Source organism: Corynebacterium sp. HMSC064H12 (assembly GCF_001809925.1).
In the GTDB taxonomy this organism is placed as follows: domain Bacteria; phylum Actinomycetota; class Actinomycetes; order Mycobacteriales; family Mycobacteriaceae; genus Corynebacterium; species Corynebacterium jeikeium_D.
Window position 1 is genome coordinate 23,801 of record NZ_KV799345.1, and the last position, 14,062, is coordinate 37,862.

The following is a 14,062-nucleotide window of genomic DNA, read 5'->3' on the forward strand; positions in this document are numbered from 1 at the left end:
AGGCAGTCGCGAATTACGGAGAGCGAATAGGTATTCTGTGGCCTTGTGGGAAAGAAATCTCGTAAGAAGAATAATCAGGCCCCGGAGGGCATGAGCCGTCGTCAGGCGAAGCTGGCAGCCCGCGCTGCTGAGCGTGCAGCGCTGCTGGGTAATCCGCGTCCGTTCAAGGACTTCGACGAAGAGGCTGACATCGTGGCTGTCCGCGAGTTCGCTCCGGCTGTGGTCATTCCGGTCACGGTCGCTGACGCCGAGCGTGACATCAAGCTCTGCACCGTGCTGCCAGGCGGCGTTGCTGCCCTGACGCGTGCCGCTGACCAGGGCAATGAGGCTTTCGTCGCGCTGCAGACGCAGGCGCGCACCAATGACGGCGCTGCGGATCTCTCCCGTGCGCTGGCATGGGCCCGTGACGCAGAGCCGGGCCAGCAGCTCTCCTCCGCCACTGACGGCGAGGCCGCACCGCTTACCGACGTCCTGACCGCCGTGGATCTCGACAACCTGGAGGTCCACCAGGACTTCGAGTGGTGGATTCCCAAGGGCATTGAACGCACCCCGATGATCGAGCAGAACCTGGCCGTGGCTAACGACGCGATTCTCCCGTCGTACCGCCTGGATGCGAAGGTCGCTGGCGCTGTGTGGTGGATTGATCCGGGCGAGCGCGCTCACATCCGCTGGGTGCGCCGTGAAGATGAGAAGCCACTGCTGGACGCCTTGGCACGCGTGCACGCTGCGGACAACCTTTCGCTGGGAGAGGGCACTAAGTTCGCTGGTGTCTTCCGCACCGATGGCCTGCTGGTGCCGGTCTGGGACCTGGATAACACCAAGCCGCACGACCACTGGATTGCTGCCGTGGAAGAGGCCGACAAGCGTATCGCTGAGGCGCTGGCCAGCGAAGAGCCGCTGACCGCCGAAGAGCGCAAGTCCCGTGAGACCATCGTGTCCCGTCAGGTGACCATTCGGAACTAGGCGTAGCTGGTTTAAGAACTAACGCGTGTGGCTCAGCAAAATGCTAAGTCACACGCGTTAGTTGTCTCGAAAGCTATCCGAAGCTGTTTTAGCTGCCCTCTTGGCTATCTCAGCTCCGCAAAAAGTGCTGGCGCTTCGACTTCGTCCCAGAGCAGCACATTGCCCGCATAACCGGTATCCATGGCGCCTGAGGTAGGCACGGTAAGGGAATCGGAACCGAAGAGCATGCGCAACATCAGCCAGGTCAGATGCCAGACATGGTCACCATCGCCGACGAACACGGCCTTAGTGCCAGCATTGGCCAGGCGAATCCAGCGGTAGGGGTTGAGCCATACCGCAGGTGATTTCAGCCGTCCCATCAGCGCACTCATGAATTCACGCTGCCGCTCTACGCGGTCCAAGTCTCCCTGGGCGGTAGCACGCGTGCGCACGTAACCCAGGGCGCCCGCGCCGTCGAATTTCTGGCAACCGGCCTGGATATTCAGGCCTGCCAGCGGATCGTCGATGGCTTCTTCAGGGCACATCTCGATACCACCGACAGCGTCGACGACACCGGCGAAACCGCCAAAGCCAATTTCGGCGTAGTGGTCGATGTGAATTCCAGTGTTTTTCTCTACAGTGTCGATGAGTAGCTGGGGGCCACCAAATGCGAATGCCGCATTGATCTTGTTCTTGTCATTGCCCGGGATATCCACGAAGGAGTCACGCGGGATACTGACCAACTTCGGCTTACCGAGCACCGGAATGTGGGCAATCATGATGGTGTCGGTGCGCTGGCCGAAATCACCACTGCCCGTCGACAGCTTGGCGGCATCTTCCTCTGACAAGCCCGTACGAGAGTCCGAACCGACAAGCAACCAGTTGGAGGACATCGTATTGGCAGGGCGATCTGCCAGACCGGAGAACGCATCGACCCTGGTCAGGCGGATGTCGACAAGTGCCATTGTGACGACAAGGAAGATGACGAGAAGCAGGATGATGGATTTAAAGCGCAAGCGTGGCAGTCGCAAGCGTGGCATGCGGAACCCAGACCTGACGCCGGCGCCGCCACGACTGCCACGGCGTCCACCACGGCCAGAACTCGCTGCTTGTGGGGCACTGTAGTAGTCCTGTGACGAGCCGTGCGAGGAAGATTGGAAATCCGCATCCGGGTTATATCCGGGCGGGGGAAACCGCGGATCGCTGCCAGCGCGTCCGCTACCGGCCCGGTTCACCGGTGGACGGGACTCAATGCGCGTTTCGTTCAGTGGCGCCTGCCGACGTTCCGGTTGCGGCCTAGACCTGCGCGGAGGCATAGGCGCTGGGCGGGCTGCCCCTGCCCTAGATGGGCGGTCGGAACGGGGCGGGATGGGGCGTCGTGAAGCGCCACGCGAATCGGCCTCACGGGGGCGGGCATGCTTCGGCGACGCCTCGTCCACACGGCGGTAGATGGGGCGGCCATAGCGATCTTTAAGCGGCCTACCGTATCGGTCGCGGGCAATGCGCGAGTCGTCGAAGTTGCCTTCCATACCAATAAAGAATAGGCAACGACAGCGGACTAAGAGAACCGAGACAGCAATACAAGTCTTGGTAGCGCTGGCGTTACCCTGCATGCGACGTGCTGAAAGGGGTTGGGAACGAAGAAGAATATGCTGGAAATATGTCCGCAATGAACCAGAACTACGAACGTGCAGTCAACGAGTCGGATGTTTATGTCAAGAGCCGACATGGTGTTCCTCGAGGGTTCTTCGCCTGTGAGGCGGCGGGGCTGGACTGGCTGCGCGAGGGCGAATCTGACGGTGGTGCGCGCGTCGTGGATGTGCTGGGCGTGAGCGGGCATGCGCTGAAATTGCGTCGAATTGAGTCGATGGCGCCGAATCCACAGGCAGCGTACGAGTTTGGAAAATCGTTGGCTATTACCCACAATCTGGGCGCCGCTGGCTGGGGTGCCGGCCCCGATGGCTGGGAGGGGCACGGCTACTTCGGTCCGCTGGATCAGCCACTACAGATGGACCTGACTCCACGGGAGAGCTTCGGTGAATACTGGGCGAAAGGACGTCTGCTGCCCACGCTTGGAAAGTTGGAAAACTCCTACAATAACCGTCAGCTAGATATCTTTGACCAGCTCATTGACCGACTCTTGGCTGGAGATTTCGACAACGAGCCAGACGCTGCGCGTGTCCACGGTGACCTGTGGTGGGGAAACCTCATGTGGGATGCAGACGGCGCGATCCTGATTGACCCCGCGGCACACGGCGGAGCCCGGGAGGAAGATCTGGCACTGCTGGCGCTATTCGGGGCAACGCACTTCGACGAGATCTTGCGTGGCTACGAATCTGTACATCCCCTGCCGGATTTCGCCGAGAGCTGCGAACTCCACCAGCTCTATGCCGTGCTCATGCACGCGGTGCTATTTGGTGGCGGATACGCCGGACAGGCAGCGGCAATGGCAGCGAAGTACGTGCGTTAGCTGGCGTTAGCAGCCTCCAGCACGCTAGCGATCTCCAGTAGCTCTGCCTCACCGCAGCGCACCGCACCGATGTTGACGCTGGTGGCGGGGAGCTCCGCGTTGGGTGTGCTGCCGCTTGTGCCCGGCACAGCAATTGGCACGGACACGCTTGCCCACCCAGTCAGATTCCACAGCGATAACCACGGAGTCCACCGGGTTTGCTCGTCAAAGTCCTCCCACGGCGCCAACGCAGAGAAATGCCCAATACGTGGCGGATCAAACGCCAGCGTTGGCGTAATCACCGCATCGACTTCCCAACGCGATCGAATCGCGCCGGGCAGAGCCATCCGCTGCTGATGTGTCGCTGCCGCCTCCGCTGCGGAAGTCTCCTGGCCACAGGTGCGAATCCACTGCACGATCTCGGAGTAGTCCGCGCGCGGTGATTTCGTGGCCATTCGCGTGATGGTCCGTCGAAAGATCTCGAACACGTCCGGACCTGCCGGGTCATAGGGGCTGGGCACTTCCACCACCTCATACCCGGCGTCGGCAAGACGGTCAGCCGCCGCCCACGCACCGTTTGCCCAGCGCTTATCGACGTCCACCTCAGCATGAAACGGGCTGACAGTGACACCGATGCGAAGGGGGCGCTGGGACCGTCGGAAAACATGCGAGGTTGCGGAAAAGGGCACCCCGGCCAGTAGCGCTGCGTCATCGACTGTGCGAGTGAGAAAAGCGGGCGTGGAGAGATTTCCACCCGCAATATCGTGTGCCGGTTTCAACCCAACGAGGCCACAGCAGGCGGCAGGCACGCGGATGGAACCGCCGCCGTCAGAGCCCAGAGCTGCGGGAACGACACCAGTTGCGACAGCTACTGCGCTGCCGCCCGAGGAACCACCGGGAGTGCGTGGCGCGGTATCCGGCTGATTGGGCAGCTGATTGGGCGCGGCGAAATAGGGGTTTTCCGGAGCCGGGTAGCCAATCGGCTCGGTGTAGGCCGTCATCCCAACCTCGGAGGTGTGTGTAGTCGACGTGAGGATGGCGCCGCGAGCCAGAAGTTTCGCCACGGGTTCCGAGGTTTCGGTGGCGGTGAAAGCCAAGTTGGCGGAGCCCATCGTGCATTTGACACCGGCGATGGTGAATAGGTCCTTAATCGCCACTGGCAGTCCCAGGAGGTCACGCGGGAGGCCGTGGCTAGCGCGCCGGGCGGCCTCTGATTGAGCAGTGAGGCTGCGTGCACGGTCGACAGCGTGCTCGGCCAAGGACGTGGCAATACCGAAACGGGCGGGATTGGTTGCGGCGTCGTCGGCAAGCGTGGCGAATTCCGAAACGATCTCCGATACCGAGATTGCGCCACTGCGCACGGCTTCAGTGAGGGCGCGGGCGGGCATCTCGGAAGAAAAGGTCATGCAATAAGTGTAGAAGCCCTCTAATCTGAGCTTATGACGACGGTTACTTATTTGGGTCCTGCGGGCACATTCACCGAGCAGGCGCTGTGGGACATGGCGCGTGCTGGCGAGATTGATCCGGCAGGGGAATCCGCGGTCAATGCGGTGCCGGTGGATAGTCCCGCGGCCGCGCTTGGAGCCGTGCGCCGAGGGGAAGCGGACTTTGCCTGCGTGGCTATCGAAAGCAGCGTGGACGGTCCCGTCACACCAACTTTTGATGCCCTCGCTGCTGGGCCGGAGCTGCAGGTTTTCCGTGAAACCGAGGTCGGGGTGGTCTTCTCTATCCTGGTCCGTCCCGGTACGACGGCGGAACAGGTGCGTACTTTTACGACACATCCTGTGGCGTATCCGCAGGTCAAACAGTGGGTGGATGCCAACCTTCCGGGCGTGGAAGTTCATCAGGCCAGCTCCAATGCGGCGGCGGCTCACCAGGTCGCCGAGGGTACCCACGACGCTTGTGCTGCCCCGGCCCGCGCGGGTGAGCTGCTCGGACTTGAGGCGCTGGCCACTGAGGTCGCCGACGTGCGCGGTGCCCGAACCCGTTTCCTACTGGTGGGGCGCCCTGGTGTGCCGACGCCGCGCACCGGTGCCGACCGGACCTCGGTCTCCTTCACGCTGCCGAACCAGCCCGGCACACTGATGCGCGCCATGAATGAGTTCGCAGTGCGACAGGTCAACCTCACCCGCATCGAGTCGCGGCCGACACGCGAGCTCTTCGGCCTCTACCGCTTCTACATTGACTGCAACGGCCACGTTGATGATGCACAGGTTGCGGCGGCTCTCGCGGCACTGCACGAATACGCCGAAGACCTGCGGTATCTGGGATCTTGGCCGGTCGCTGAGGGCGGTCGCCGCAGCATTATGACCCCGCCGCCGGATATCTCCCAGTCAATTGAATGGGTCGACGCGCTCAAGGAAGGACGAAGGTAAAACATGACACCCGCCGCGCCCGAAAATCCAGTTGGACAGCTGCCTTTCCTCGATGACCGCCCAGACCGCCCTGAATCTGTCATGCCGGTTGATTCCCAGCGCATCATTTTCATCCGCCACGGGCAGACCACCGGCAACATCAACCGCCGCCTGGATACCGCATTGCCGGGCGCACCGCTCACCGACCTCGGTGTGAGGCAGGCACGCAGTCTGGGACGTCTTTTGCTTCCCGACGTCCACAGAATCGGTGACATTGTCACATCCCATGCCCTGCGTGCACGCCAAACTGGTGCAGGCGCGGTCGCGAATCTGCACCACCTGGGAGAGACTTCCGTTCGCATCCGCCATGAGGGTGGTCTCCACGAGATTCAGGCCGGCGACCTCGAGGGGCGCAATGACCGCGATGCGCACATGGAGTACATGCGTGCCTTCTACCAGTGGCTCAATGGGGAGCTGGAGTACCGCCTTCCCGGCGGTGAATCCGGTGCTGACGTGCTGAATCGCTACCTGCCGACGCTACAGCAGCTGCTGGTGCAGGCAGGGGCGACAGGTGGTGAATCCAGGGAGTCCGGGGAGGGCGGCAGCAAGGATGTCGTCATTGTCAGCCACGGCGCGGCTATTCGTCTGATTGGGCAGTATCTGACCGGGGTGGATCCGGAATACGCACTGCGACACCGCATTGCCAATACCGAGCGAATTGAGCTGGTTCCGAGCGCTGTGGACGTCGGCAAGCGTGCCGGCATTGAGCCGGGCACGTGGGATGTGCGTCGCTGGGGCGACAGCGAGTTGCCCTAGAAGAGAGCGAAACGGCGACCGTTACTGCTGACCGTTACTGCTGGCCCTCCTGAATCTCGCGGCGCTTCTGAGCTGCCAGGCGTAGGCGTTCCGTGCGACGCTTGGATTCCTCTTCGTTGATTTCGTTGAGGAGCTCTTCTTCGTCATCATTGATGTTCAAGGCGGCGCGCCCGATAAGGGCAACGGCCGCAGCGACGATGAAGCCGAGCCACGCGTTATCGATATTGGTGAAAAACATCAGAACGATAGTGACACATACGATAACGCCTGCAGCAGAATCAACAATGTTGAGCTGGCGGCCCTTTTTCATCAGGTTTTGCAGCTCTTGATCGACACTTTGATGTTGCGGATTAGCCGGGGTGCCCTGTGAACTCTCGGGGGAGACCTCAGCGGGCAGGTCCGCGAAGAGAGTTTGCAGTTCTGCCCGAGTTTTAGCGGAAGCAGCACTTTCGGCGCGTTTGGAGAACTCATCGACATCCAAGTAGCCATCAGCGAAATGATTGCCGAGACGCTCCATGGCAGCGTTGCGCTCCCTGTCGCCGACCCTGATTTCTGGCTTCTCGCTCGAGTTGTCGCTCATGGTTATTAAGGCTACAGGGAAGAAGAGGGGAGTGGACAGTATCGCGAGAGGAACGAGACCGTGCATGGCGGGACAAACTTATCCGTAGCCGAGTCGGTCCAGATCCTCCTCTTCGAGGCCGAAATAATGCCCGATTTCATGCAGGAGAGTGACCCGAATCTGCTCCACCAGCTCCTCTTCGGTGCGGCTGATGCGGCAGAGCATGTCGCGATACACGCTGATTTGGTCAGGCGGACCCCAGTGGTTGTTAGAACGCGCGGTCAGAGGTATGCCCTCGTAGAGGCCCAGCAGTGTGGGTTCGTCGAGGTTATACGGGTGGACCTGGATGATGACCTGATCGAGCTGGTCGAGAAACTGCGTGGGGATGCGGTCGATGGCCTCATCGACAAGTGCATCGAACCGCTCCGGGCTAACGTCAACCATTTATGGTGCTGCCTCGCAATGTCCTCTTGTTTTACTGGCCGATTGTTCTATTGTCCGGCGGGAGCGACTGCGTTATCCGCAGCGCCTGCTCCTGCGCCAGGACCGTCGGCACCGACCTCACCGACGTCACCTGTGCCAGCGCCAGCGCCAGCGTCACCCTGCTCCTCCCGCAGCGGATTGCGCGGTGGCGGAGCTACGGGCGGCTGGCCGTCGATAGTGAAGGACTCGTTAGCGTGGCCGTTGAGAGTGGAGAACCCGCCCTGGCCATTGTCCTTAATCAACCAGCAGTTCACACTGCGCGAGCCGGCATTGAGCGACTCCTGCGACAGTGATGTCCAAAATGGCAGCAGCGTGGAGTTATACAGCGGGTCGTCACCGCCGAGGTAATTCTGCGCGAGAGTCACACACTGTTCCGCGAGCACATCATTTTGCTCCTGGTCAGTGGGGACGTTGTCACCGAAATGGTCGCGGAGATTGACAACTCCCGTCGACTCCATCAGGTGATCTTCCACGCACGGCACCTGGCGGATGGCGCCGTTTTCGTCCAATGTCACGCAGCGGCCGCCCTCGAACACGCGGGACTGGTCCTGCCCGGCCGCAGGACCGGACATATGCGCCGTGTTGCCGTCTTCATCGACGACCTGGATACCGCACAGGAAGGTTCGGTCACCCTTTTCCCACTGGCTAGGTGAAGGAATGATCGGCGCCGTGATAAATCGACCGTCTGGATCGTACTGGCCGCCCAGGTATTCAGTCACAGTGTTGCGACACACGCCATTTTGCAGAGCCACCAAATTGTCCGCTGTCGGGTAGTTGGCAGTTTTGGCGTATTGCCCCGGATGTTCCTCGTAATCGGCGAGATTCAGTTTCTTGGCGACCTCATAAGCGTGCGGCTGCTCACAGGGCACGACGCGGAAGTCAGAAACATTCAAATCTTCTGCCAGATTCCAGTCCAGACAGTTGCCCGCGGTTGCGCTGGTGAACGCCGTCGTCTCCTTGTCGACGATGGTCGTCGTTGTCGACGATGACGCGCTTGCCGACGAACCCTTGCCCCCAAGTGGCCCACTCGGTGGCTCGATGACTCCCGCTTGCAGCGCGAATGCCATTCCCGCGGCGCCAACCAGCATTGCCGTCGACAAAGCGCGCATTCCCCAGCTTCCACGGGAGTTATTCGAAGCGTTGGCATCGTTGCTGGCTGCGGAGGATGCACCAGCGCTGACATCTGCGCCAGTACCTGCACCGGAGTCAGTGTCTGTGGCGGCAGCGTGCTCGCGATCCTGGTTCATATTGTCATCAGCCATAGTGACCCCATTGTGCACCGCCAATGAGCCTGTGGACAAGGTAACGCTAAAAGCTACAACGCTGCCATGAGTGTTGATGTCGTGGCAGGGAGCTCAGTCATCGACGCTCTGCCCGAGTTTGCGGTCCAAATTTGCTCAAGAGCTTTAAGCACTACAATAGTCCGGTATTTGTTCGCTACCCGAGGACTCAAGTCTTGACCTGGACTGCACTACTCAGCCTGCTGGGCGTCCACATTATTGGTATGGCCTCACCAGGGCCTGACGTCTTCTTAATCCTGCGCCTTGCCACCAAATCCCGAAAGCACGCGATCGCAGCGGTTGCAGGTATCAGTACTGGCGCCACTATCTGGATGACGCTTACCGTTTTTGGGTTCGCAGCTGTCATCACCGCCAATCCTTTGCTGATGGGCATAATCCAGCTTGTCGGTGGCTGTTATCTCATTTACATGGGCATCAGTATGGCCAAGGCAGGTATCAATACCCTCCGCGAACTGCGCGCCGGTGCCGCACCAGCCCTGGGAAGCGAGGCGCTCCGGTCGCCGAAGGCGACGTTCCGCCAGGGCTTTTTTACCAACATGTCGAACCCGAAGATTGTTCTCTTTCTCACGGCAGTGCTTTCACAGTTCATTCCCGCGGGCGCATCTGTGGGGACGCTCGTGCTTTGTACGCTGGTGCTAATCGTCTCCCAAATCACTTTCTTCCTATTTATCGCAATCGTGGTGTCGACGGATGCCGTCGTCAAGCGAATGGTGCTGGCAGGGCCGTGGATTGACACTGTCGCCGGCGCGATCTTCCTCGTCCTCGGCGCGCTGCTGGTCGCTTCAGGAGCGGAGGCGGCGCTCTAACCCGCGCGTACCTGCTTATCGACGTAAACCAGGTACTCTAGGTGACGTGATTGATCTCAAATTTCTCCGCGAAAACCCTGAAGTAGCCCGCGAGTCCCAGCGCACCCGTGGTGAGGACCCGGCATTGGTCGATCAGCTGCTGGAAGCTGACGCTAAGCGCCGTGAGGTTATTGCCTCCACCGACGCGCTGCGTTCGGAGCAGAAGGGCTTCGGTAAGAAGATTGGTCAGGCGTCGAAGGAAGAGCGTCCGGCCATGTTGGAGAAGGCCAAGGAGCTTTCCGACGCCGTGAAGGCAGCCGAAGCGGAGCAGAAGGAAGCCGAGGCTGAGGTCGAGCGTCTGCAGTACCTGATTGGCAACATCGTTACGGGTGCGCCCGCCGGTGGCGAAGATGACTTTGTCGTGCTGGAGGAAATCGGCGAGATTCCACAGTTCGATTTTGAGCCCAAGGACCACCTGGACCTCGGTGAGTCGCTGGGTCTTATTGATATGGAGCGTGGCGTCAAGGTCTCCGGCTCCCGCTTCTACTTCCTGACCGGTTACGGTGCCATGCTGCAGCTGGCCATGATGAACTTGGCTGCTCAGAAGGCAACTCAGAATGGCTTCCAGCTGATGGTGCCGCCGGTGCTGGTTCGTCCGGAGACCATGTCGGGTACTGGCTTCCTCGGTGCGCACTCCGATGAGATCTACTACCTGCAGGAAGATGACCTCTACCTGGTCGGTACCTCGGAAGTCGCTCTGGCCGGCTACCACTCCAACGAGATTATTGACCTGTCGGAGGGGCCGCGTCGCTACGCTGGTTGGTCTTCCTGTTTCCGTCGTGAAGCGGGCTCTTACGGTAAGGACACCCGCGGTATCCTGCGCGTGCACCAGTTCGACAAGCTGGAGATGTTCTCCTACTGTCCGCCGGAGCAGGCGGAGGCAGAGCACCAGAAGCTGCTGAACATGGAGCGCGAGATGCTGGCCGCGGTCGATGTTCCGTACCGCATCATCGATGTTGCTGGTGGTGACCTGGGTGCATCGGCTGCCCGCAAGTTCGATACCGAGGCATGGGTGCCGACGCAGAACACCTACCGCGAGTTGACCTCGACTTCGAACTGCACGACTTTCCAGGCTCGTCGTTTGAAGACCCGCTACCGCGATGCCGATGGCAAGTCTCAGTACTGCGCCACCCTAAATGGCACGCTGGCCACGACGCGTTGGCTGGTCGCCATTCTGGAAAACCACCAGCAGGCCGATGGTTCTGTGGTGATTCCGGAGGCGCTGCGCCCGTTCATGATGGGCAAGGAAGTTCTCGAGCCGGTTAAGCGAGCCGGTTAAGCGAGCCGGTTAAGCAGGTGCGGCCCCGCCCCAGTTCATCCGCGACTTCACGACACCTATGTCACCTCATGCCACCTCCACAGCTGGCATGAGGTGACGCCTGTGTCGTGAAGTGGCTTTTTTCGGACGTGAGTCGTGTAATTGCGCTAAAAAATTAATTGGGGGATTGAGAAGGTAAAAACACCAGGAAGGTTGAGAGTAGAAACACAACCGAAAACACAACTGAACCAGGGGGATAGCCTCACTCGAGGTGGTAGAGGTTGTGTACAACATTCGGGATTACAGCAATTTTGCTGATGTGTCTTTCACCTGCTGATGTATCCTGCACCGTGATTTAAGCTGCTCCAGCTTTCTTCCACGCAGCCTTCAGCCCAGCTCGGAGGGGCAGGACGAGGCAGGCAGACGAAGCCACGGCCGAAGTGAGGGCAACGCCAGCTCGCACAAATGCTGGATTGAGCTTGGAGTTTTCTTCCGTGAGAATGCCGATCAGCTGAGATGGCGCAATTGTGCTTGCGAGCGCGCCTAGGGACGCAACACGCAGAGTATCTTCGCGGTCATCTGCCTTGAGCAGCGAAGCAGCTGAAAATCCAGCTCCGACCGTAGAAACCACGAAGGGAAGAAGCAGAGTTTCCTTCGGTGCTGTCTTCTGAACTGCCTCGCCGTTTAGCTTCCATTTGGTGTGGACTTCTGCAGGCAACTGCTTCCAGGACATAGCCAGTGCGACTCCGTGCGCAACCGTCACGGCCGCGGGGAGAAGAGCGGTCGCCTGCAGTGTGCGAGCTGGAATTTCAGAGATAACCTCACCGTCAATATCGTCCGGTCGGACAATCCCCAGCTTGGTCGCTACTGCGGCCCAGTTGATAGACCAGCCAAAACCCAACAGGTGAGGTTGGAGGATCCGCGGGTCGTCCATGTTCCACAGGGAAGCGCGACCGCTTTTGGTAAATACCCGAAGCGGTTTGGAGAGGTACCTGCGCAAGGTGTTTGGTTCGCCAACTTGTTCGGCTACGCAATTTGCGTAGTCGGTCGCCGTTCCCAGCTCTTCGGTCAGGTCCGCGTGGACGTCGTTAAGCTCTTGCAGAAGACTCTCCTGCTCGGCGATGATCGCCTTGCGTTGTGCGTGCGATATGCCGATTTCGCGCAGTTTGTGGTCAATGGCAGTGAGGTAGGTGTTCATTGGGGCTCCTCGGAAAATAGTGCGGTCATGTCGGCGGATAGGTCGATGAAGTCCTGATGCAGTTGCGTGAGTGTTTGCTTTCCTTTGGCTGTCAGTGAGTAGTACTTGCGCGGCGGCCCTTTGGGGGATTCCTCCCAGCGATTGCTAATCAAGCCGTTGGTGGTCAGCCGCGAGAGTAGGGGGTAGACGGTTCCCGCGGGCGCGCTGAGGTGGGGGTAGGCGTTGAGCTTTGCGACGAGTGCCGCGCCATAGAGCTCTTCGCGAGAAATCAGCTTGAGAATGGCGAGCTCAAGTACCCCTTTCTTCAGTTGTGTCTGTGGACGTTTGGGCATAGCGTTGTGCTTTCTTTCCGGCGGTATGGAGGAATCTGCCCAGGCAGAATACTTTTCATACCTAGTACCTTGTAATACCAACTATACGCACAGTAGTTTGTATTGCCAAGTACTGCATGCTTTATACGGCGCGGAGAGGGCAGGGCAAAGAAAATGAGGGGCAATTGCCAGAAGGCAATCGCCCCTCATTCCACCGGGTTAGCTCTATGGAGAACTCGTAACTGCTAGGAAGCGGTTCGGTTCCTATTTAGCGTTCAATTAGATACGCGCATCAAGCCAGGCAATAGCCGTCGCAATGGCCTCGTGCTGTGCCGGCTCGTTGAAGGTCTCGTGGAACTGGCCTTCGAACTCGATCAGCTGCTTGTCGGTGGACGAGATGCCGTTGTACCAGTCGCGCGAGAAGAACGGCGGCACAATCTCATCCTGGCCGCCCATCATGACCAGGGTCGGCTCAACAAAGTCGACGGAGTTGGTGCCGTTGTAGGTGGCGGCAAAAGCCATCTGCTGAGCCATGCCGAGCGAGAGCTTGGAGTTGTTGTACGGATCAGTTTCGTACTCATCACGCACTGCCTGCGAAGAAGAGGTCTTCGAACCCAGCGGGTTGCCAAGCTGAATCAAGTCGCTGCCGGGTAGTGATGGCACGCGCATCTCGGTGCGGTTCGGCACTTCCTTGAGCATGCGAGTGTTGAATGTGGTCATGTCCTGGAATGGCAGGCGCTGGTAAATCGTCGGCTGCGCCTCGCGCTGGACATCGGTCATGGCCTCTGGGGTGATGGTTTCGCCCTCGTCCGTGCCACCGTAGGGGTTGAAAAGAGCGCCACCACCGTTGGCGACAATGCCATCGACACTGCCCGGGTACTTGATGCCGTGGAAGTCCACGGCAAGGCCGCCCATGGAGTGGCCGAGCAGGAAGGTCTTCGTGCTCGGGTTCTCCGCCTTGGCCTTCTCTACAAGCATGTGCAGGTCATCGACAAGCGAGTGGAAATCATCGATGTGGCCACGAGCAACTGGAGTGCCTTCAACCTGACCCGTGTGGCCGTGACCGCGGTGATCGAGGCGGTAGACGTTGTAGCCGGCGTTCAGAAGCTTGCCGGTTACCCACTCGTAGCGACCCAGGTGCTCTGCAGCGCCATGCACGACGACGACAGTGGCCTTGGCGTTCGGAATGGTGTTGGACTTCCAGTAAATCTGGGTGCCCTTGCCATCCTGTGAGGTCATGTAGCCGTCGGTGACCGTCACGTGGCGTCCGTCAACTGTAGTGGTCGGCGCCGGGGTAGTTGGCAGTTCGACCATTGCAGTGGACTGCGGGTCAGGGGTTGGCTCCAGCGGGTTCTTGATGAAGTCCGTTGGGGCTGCTGATGCTGCCGGGGTGGCCAGTGCCAAAGTCAGGGCGGTGGTCACACTCGCAGTGAAAATCGATGCGCGACGCATGATTGCTCTTTTCTATTTTCAATCGAGGAGTGGATGGTAGTGATAATAATTTTATTATAACAAACAAGCCCTGAATTTATAATAAAAATGGCTC

The 14,062-nt window shown here is 59.8% G+C and carries 14 protein-coding genes; 6 read left to right on the forward strand and 8 right to left on the reverse strand.

All coding sequences use genetic code 11. From position 1 onward, the window contains the following. Nucleotides 1–45: 45 nt before the first annotated feature. On the forward strand, nucleotides 46–963 hold the full coding sequence (locus HMPREF2681_RS06560) for a DUF5926 family protein (protein WP_048731261.1): 918 nt from the start codon (nucleotides 46–48) through the stop codon (nucleotides 961–963). 104 nt (nucleotides 964–1,067) lie between these two features. On the opposite strand, the gene HMPREF2681_RS06565 is transcribed toward HMPREF2681_RS06560, so the two are convergent. Beyond that, nucleotides 1,068–2,471 (reverse strand): LCP family protein, encoded by a 1,404-nt coding sequence (locus tag HMPREF2681_RS06565; protein WP_306295205.1) that lies wholly within the window; start codon nucleotides 2,469–2,471, stop codon nucleotides 1,068–1,070. 131 nt (nucleotides 2,472–2,602) lie between these two features. Here HMPREF2681_RS06565 and HMPREF2681_RS06570 point away from each other — a divergent pair, with 131 nt between their 5' ends. Further along, a complete protein-coding gene (locus tag HMPREF2681_RS06570; protein WP_070546490.1) occupies nucleotides 2,603–3,412 on the forward strand; it encodes a fructosamine kinase family protein in 810 nt (269 codons plus the stop codon). Here the strand turns inward: HMPREF2681_RS06570 and HMPREF2681_RS06575 are convergent. Continuing rightward, entirely contained in the window at nucleotides 3,409–4,797 is a 1,389-nt protein-coding gene (locus HMPREF2681_RS06575) for an amidase (RefSeq protein ID WP_070546492.1), read from the reverse strand. The two genes, HMPREF2681_RS06570 and HMPREF2681_RS06575, sit on opposite strands and share 4 nt — an antisense overlap. A 33-nt stretch (nucleotides 4,798–4,830) precedes the next feature. On the opposite strand from HMPREF2681_RS06575, the gene pheA reads away from it, so the two are divergent. Next, a complete protein-coding gene (gene pheA / locus HMPREF2681_RS06580) occupies nucleotides 4,831–5,766 on the forward strand; it encodes a prephenate dehydratase (protein WP_005510446.1) in 936 nt (311 codons plus the stop codon). Between the two features lie 3 nt (nucleotides 5,767–5,769). After that, complete coding sequence (locus HMPREF2681_RS06585; RefSeq protein ID WP_070437302.1) at nucleotides 5,770–6,561, forward strand: histidine phosphatase family protein; 792 nt, start codon at nucleotides 5,770–5,772, stop codon at nucleotides 6,559–6,561. 34 nt (nucleotides 6,562–6,595) lie between these two features. Here the strand turns inward: HMPREF2681_RS06585 and HMPREF2681_RS06590 are convergent, their stop codons facing one another. The 3 genes from HMPREF2681_RS06590 to HMPREF2681_RS06600 form a co-directional block, all read right to left on the reverse strand. Next, complete coding sequence (locus HMPREF2681_RS06590; protein WP_038627001.1) at nucleotides 6,596–7,141, reverse strand: DUF1707 SHOCT-like domain-containing protein; 546 nt, start codon at nucleotides 7,139–7,141, stop codon at nucleotides 6,596–6,598. A 78-nt stretch (nucleotides 7,142–7,219) separates the two neighbouring features. Beyond that, nucleotides 7,220–7,564 carry a metallopeptidase family protein gene (locus HMPREF2681_RS06595; protein WP_070546493.1) on the reverse strand — a complete coding sequence of 115 codons (345 nt, stop codon included), beginning with the start codon at nucleotides 7,562–7,564 and terminating at the stop codon, nucleotides 7,220–7,222. A 47-nt stretch (nucleotides 7,565–7,611) separates the two neighbouring features. Beyond that, entirely contained in the window at nucleotides 7,612–8,865 is a 1,254-nt protein-coding gene (locus HMPREF2681_RS06600; RefSeq protein WP_246815955.1) for a septum formation family protein, read from the reverse strand. A 194-nt stretch (nucleotides 8,866–9,059) separates the two neighbouring features. On the opposite strand from HMPREF2681_RS06600, the gene HMPREF2681_RS06605 reads away from it, so the two are divergent. Together HMPREF2681_RS06605 and serS are read left to right on the forward strand one after the other, a co-directional pair. Next, a complete protein-coding gene (locus HMPREF2681_RS06605) occupies nucleotides 9,060–9,710 on the forward strand; it encodes a LysE family translocator (RefSeq protein ID WP_070546497.1) in 651 nt (216 codons plus the stop codon). Between the two features lie 46 nt (nucleotides 9,711–9,756). Beyond that, nucleotides 9,757–11,028 (forward strand): serine--tRNA ligase, encoded by a 1,272-nt coding sequence (gene serS, locus HMPREF2681_RS06610; protein ID WP_048731242.1) that lies wholly within the window; start codon nucleotides 9,757–9,759, stop codon nucleotides 11,026–11,028. Nucleotides 11,029–11,362: 334 nt separating this feature from the next. Here serS and HMPREF2681_RS06615 read toward each other — a convergent pair whose 3' ends face one another. The 3 genes from HMPREF2681_RS06615 to HMPREF2681_RS06625 form a co-directional block, all read right to left on the reverse strand. Continuing rightward, complete coding sequence (locus tag HMPREF2681_RS06615) at nucleotides 11,363–12,205, reverse strand: DUF5808 domain-containing protein (protein WP_070546499.1); 843 nt, start codon at nucleotides 12,203–12,205, stop codon at nucleotides 11,363–11,365. Continuing rightward, nucleotides 12,202–12,537, reverse strand: coding sequence for a PadR family transcriptional regulator (locus tag HMPREF2681_RS06620; RefSeq protein ID WP_049190945.1), 336 nt, complete (start codon nucleotides 12,535–12,537; stop codon nucleotides 12,202–12,204). The genes HMPREF2681_RS06615 and HMPREF2681_RS06620 overlap by 4 nt, the downstream gene beginning before the upstream one ends. Before the next feature lie 258 nt (nucleotides 12,538–12,795). Next, entirely contained in the window at nucleotides 12,796–13,968 is a 1,173-nt protein-coding gene (locus tag HMPREF2681_RS06625; protein ID WP_070546501.1) for an alpha/beta hydrolase, read from the reverse strand. Nucleotides 13,969–14,062 lie beyond the last annotated feature (94 nt).

Coding starts and splice junctions, on each gene's coding strand:
- HMPREF2681_RS06565 (WP_306295205.1), bottom strand. CDS start 2,471: ATGGAAGGCAACTTCGACGACTCGCGCATTGCCCGCGACCGATACGGT.
- HMPREF2681_RS06570 (WP_070546490.1), top strand. CDS start 2,603: ATGTCCGCAATGAACCAGAACTACGAACGTGCAGTCAACGAGTCGGAT.
- HMPREF2681_RS06575 (WP_070546492.1), bottom strand. CDS start 4,797: ATGACCTTTTCTTCCGAGATGCCCGCCCGCGCCCTCACTGAAGCCGTG.
- pheA (WP_005510446.1), top strand. CDS start 4,831: ATGACGACGGTTACTTATTTGGGTCCTGCGGGCACATTCACCGAGCAG.
- HMPREF2681_RS06585 (WP_070437302.1), top strand. CDS start 5,770: ATGACACCCGCCGCGCCCGAAAATCCAGTTGGACAGCTGCCTTTCCTC.
- HMPREF2681_RS06590 (WP_038627001.1), bottom strand. CDS start 7,141: ATGAGCGACAACTCGAGCGAGAAGCCAGAAATCAGGGTCGGCGACAGG.
- HMPREF2681_RS06595 (WP_070546493.1), bottom strand. CDS start 7,564: ATGGTTGACGTTAGCCCGGAGCGGTTCGATGCACTTGTCGATGAGGCC.
- HMPREF2681_RS06600 (WP_246815955.1), bottom strand. CDS start 8,865: ATGGCTGATGACAATATGAACCAGGATCGCGAGCACGCTGCCGCCACA.
- HMPREF2681_RS06615 (WP_070546499.1), bottom strand. CDS start 12,205: ATGAACACCTACCTCACTGCCATTGACCACAAACTGCGCGAAATCGGC.
- HMPREF2681_RS06620 (WP_049190945.1), bottom strand. CDS start 12,537: ATGCCCAAACGTCCACAGACACAACTGAAGAAAGGGGTACTTGAGCTC.
- HMPREF2681_RS06625 (WP_070546501.1), bottom strand. CDS start 13,968: ATGCGTCGCGCATCGATTTTCACTGCGAGTGTGACCACCGCCCTGACT.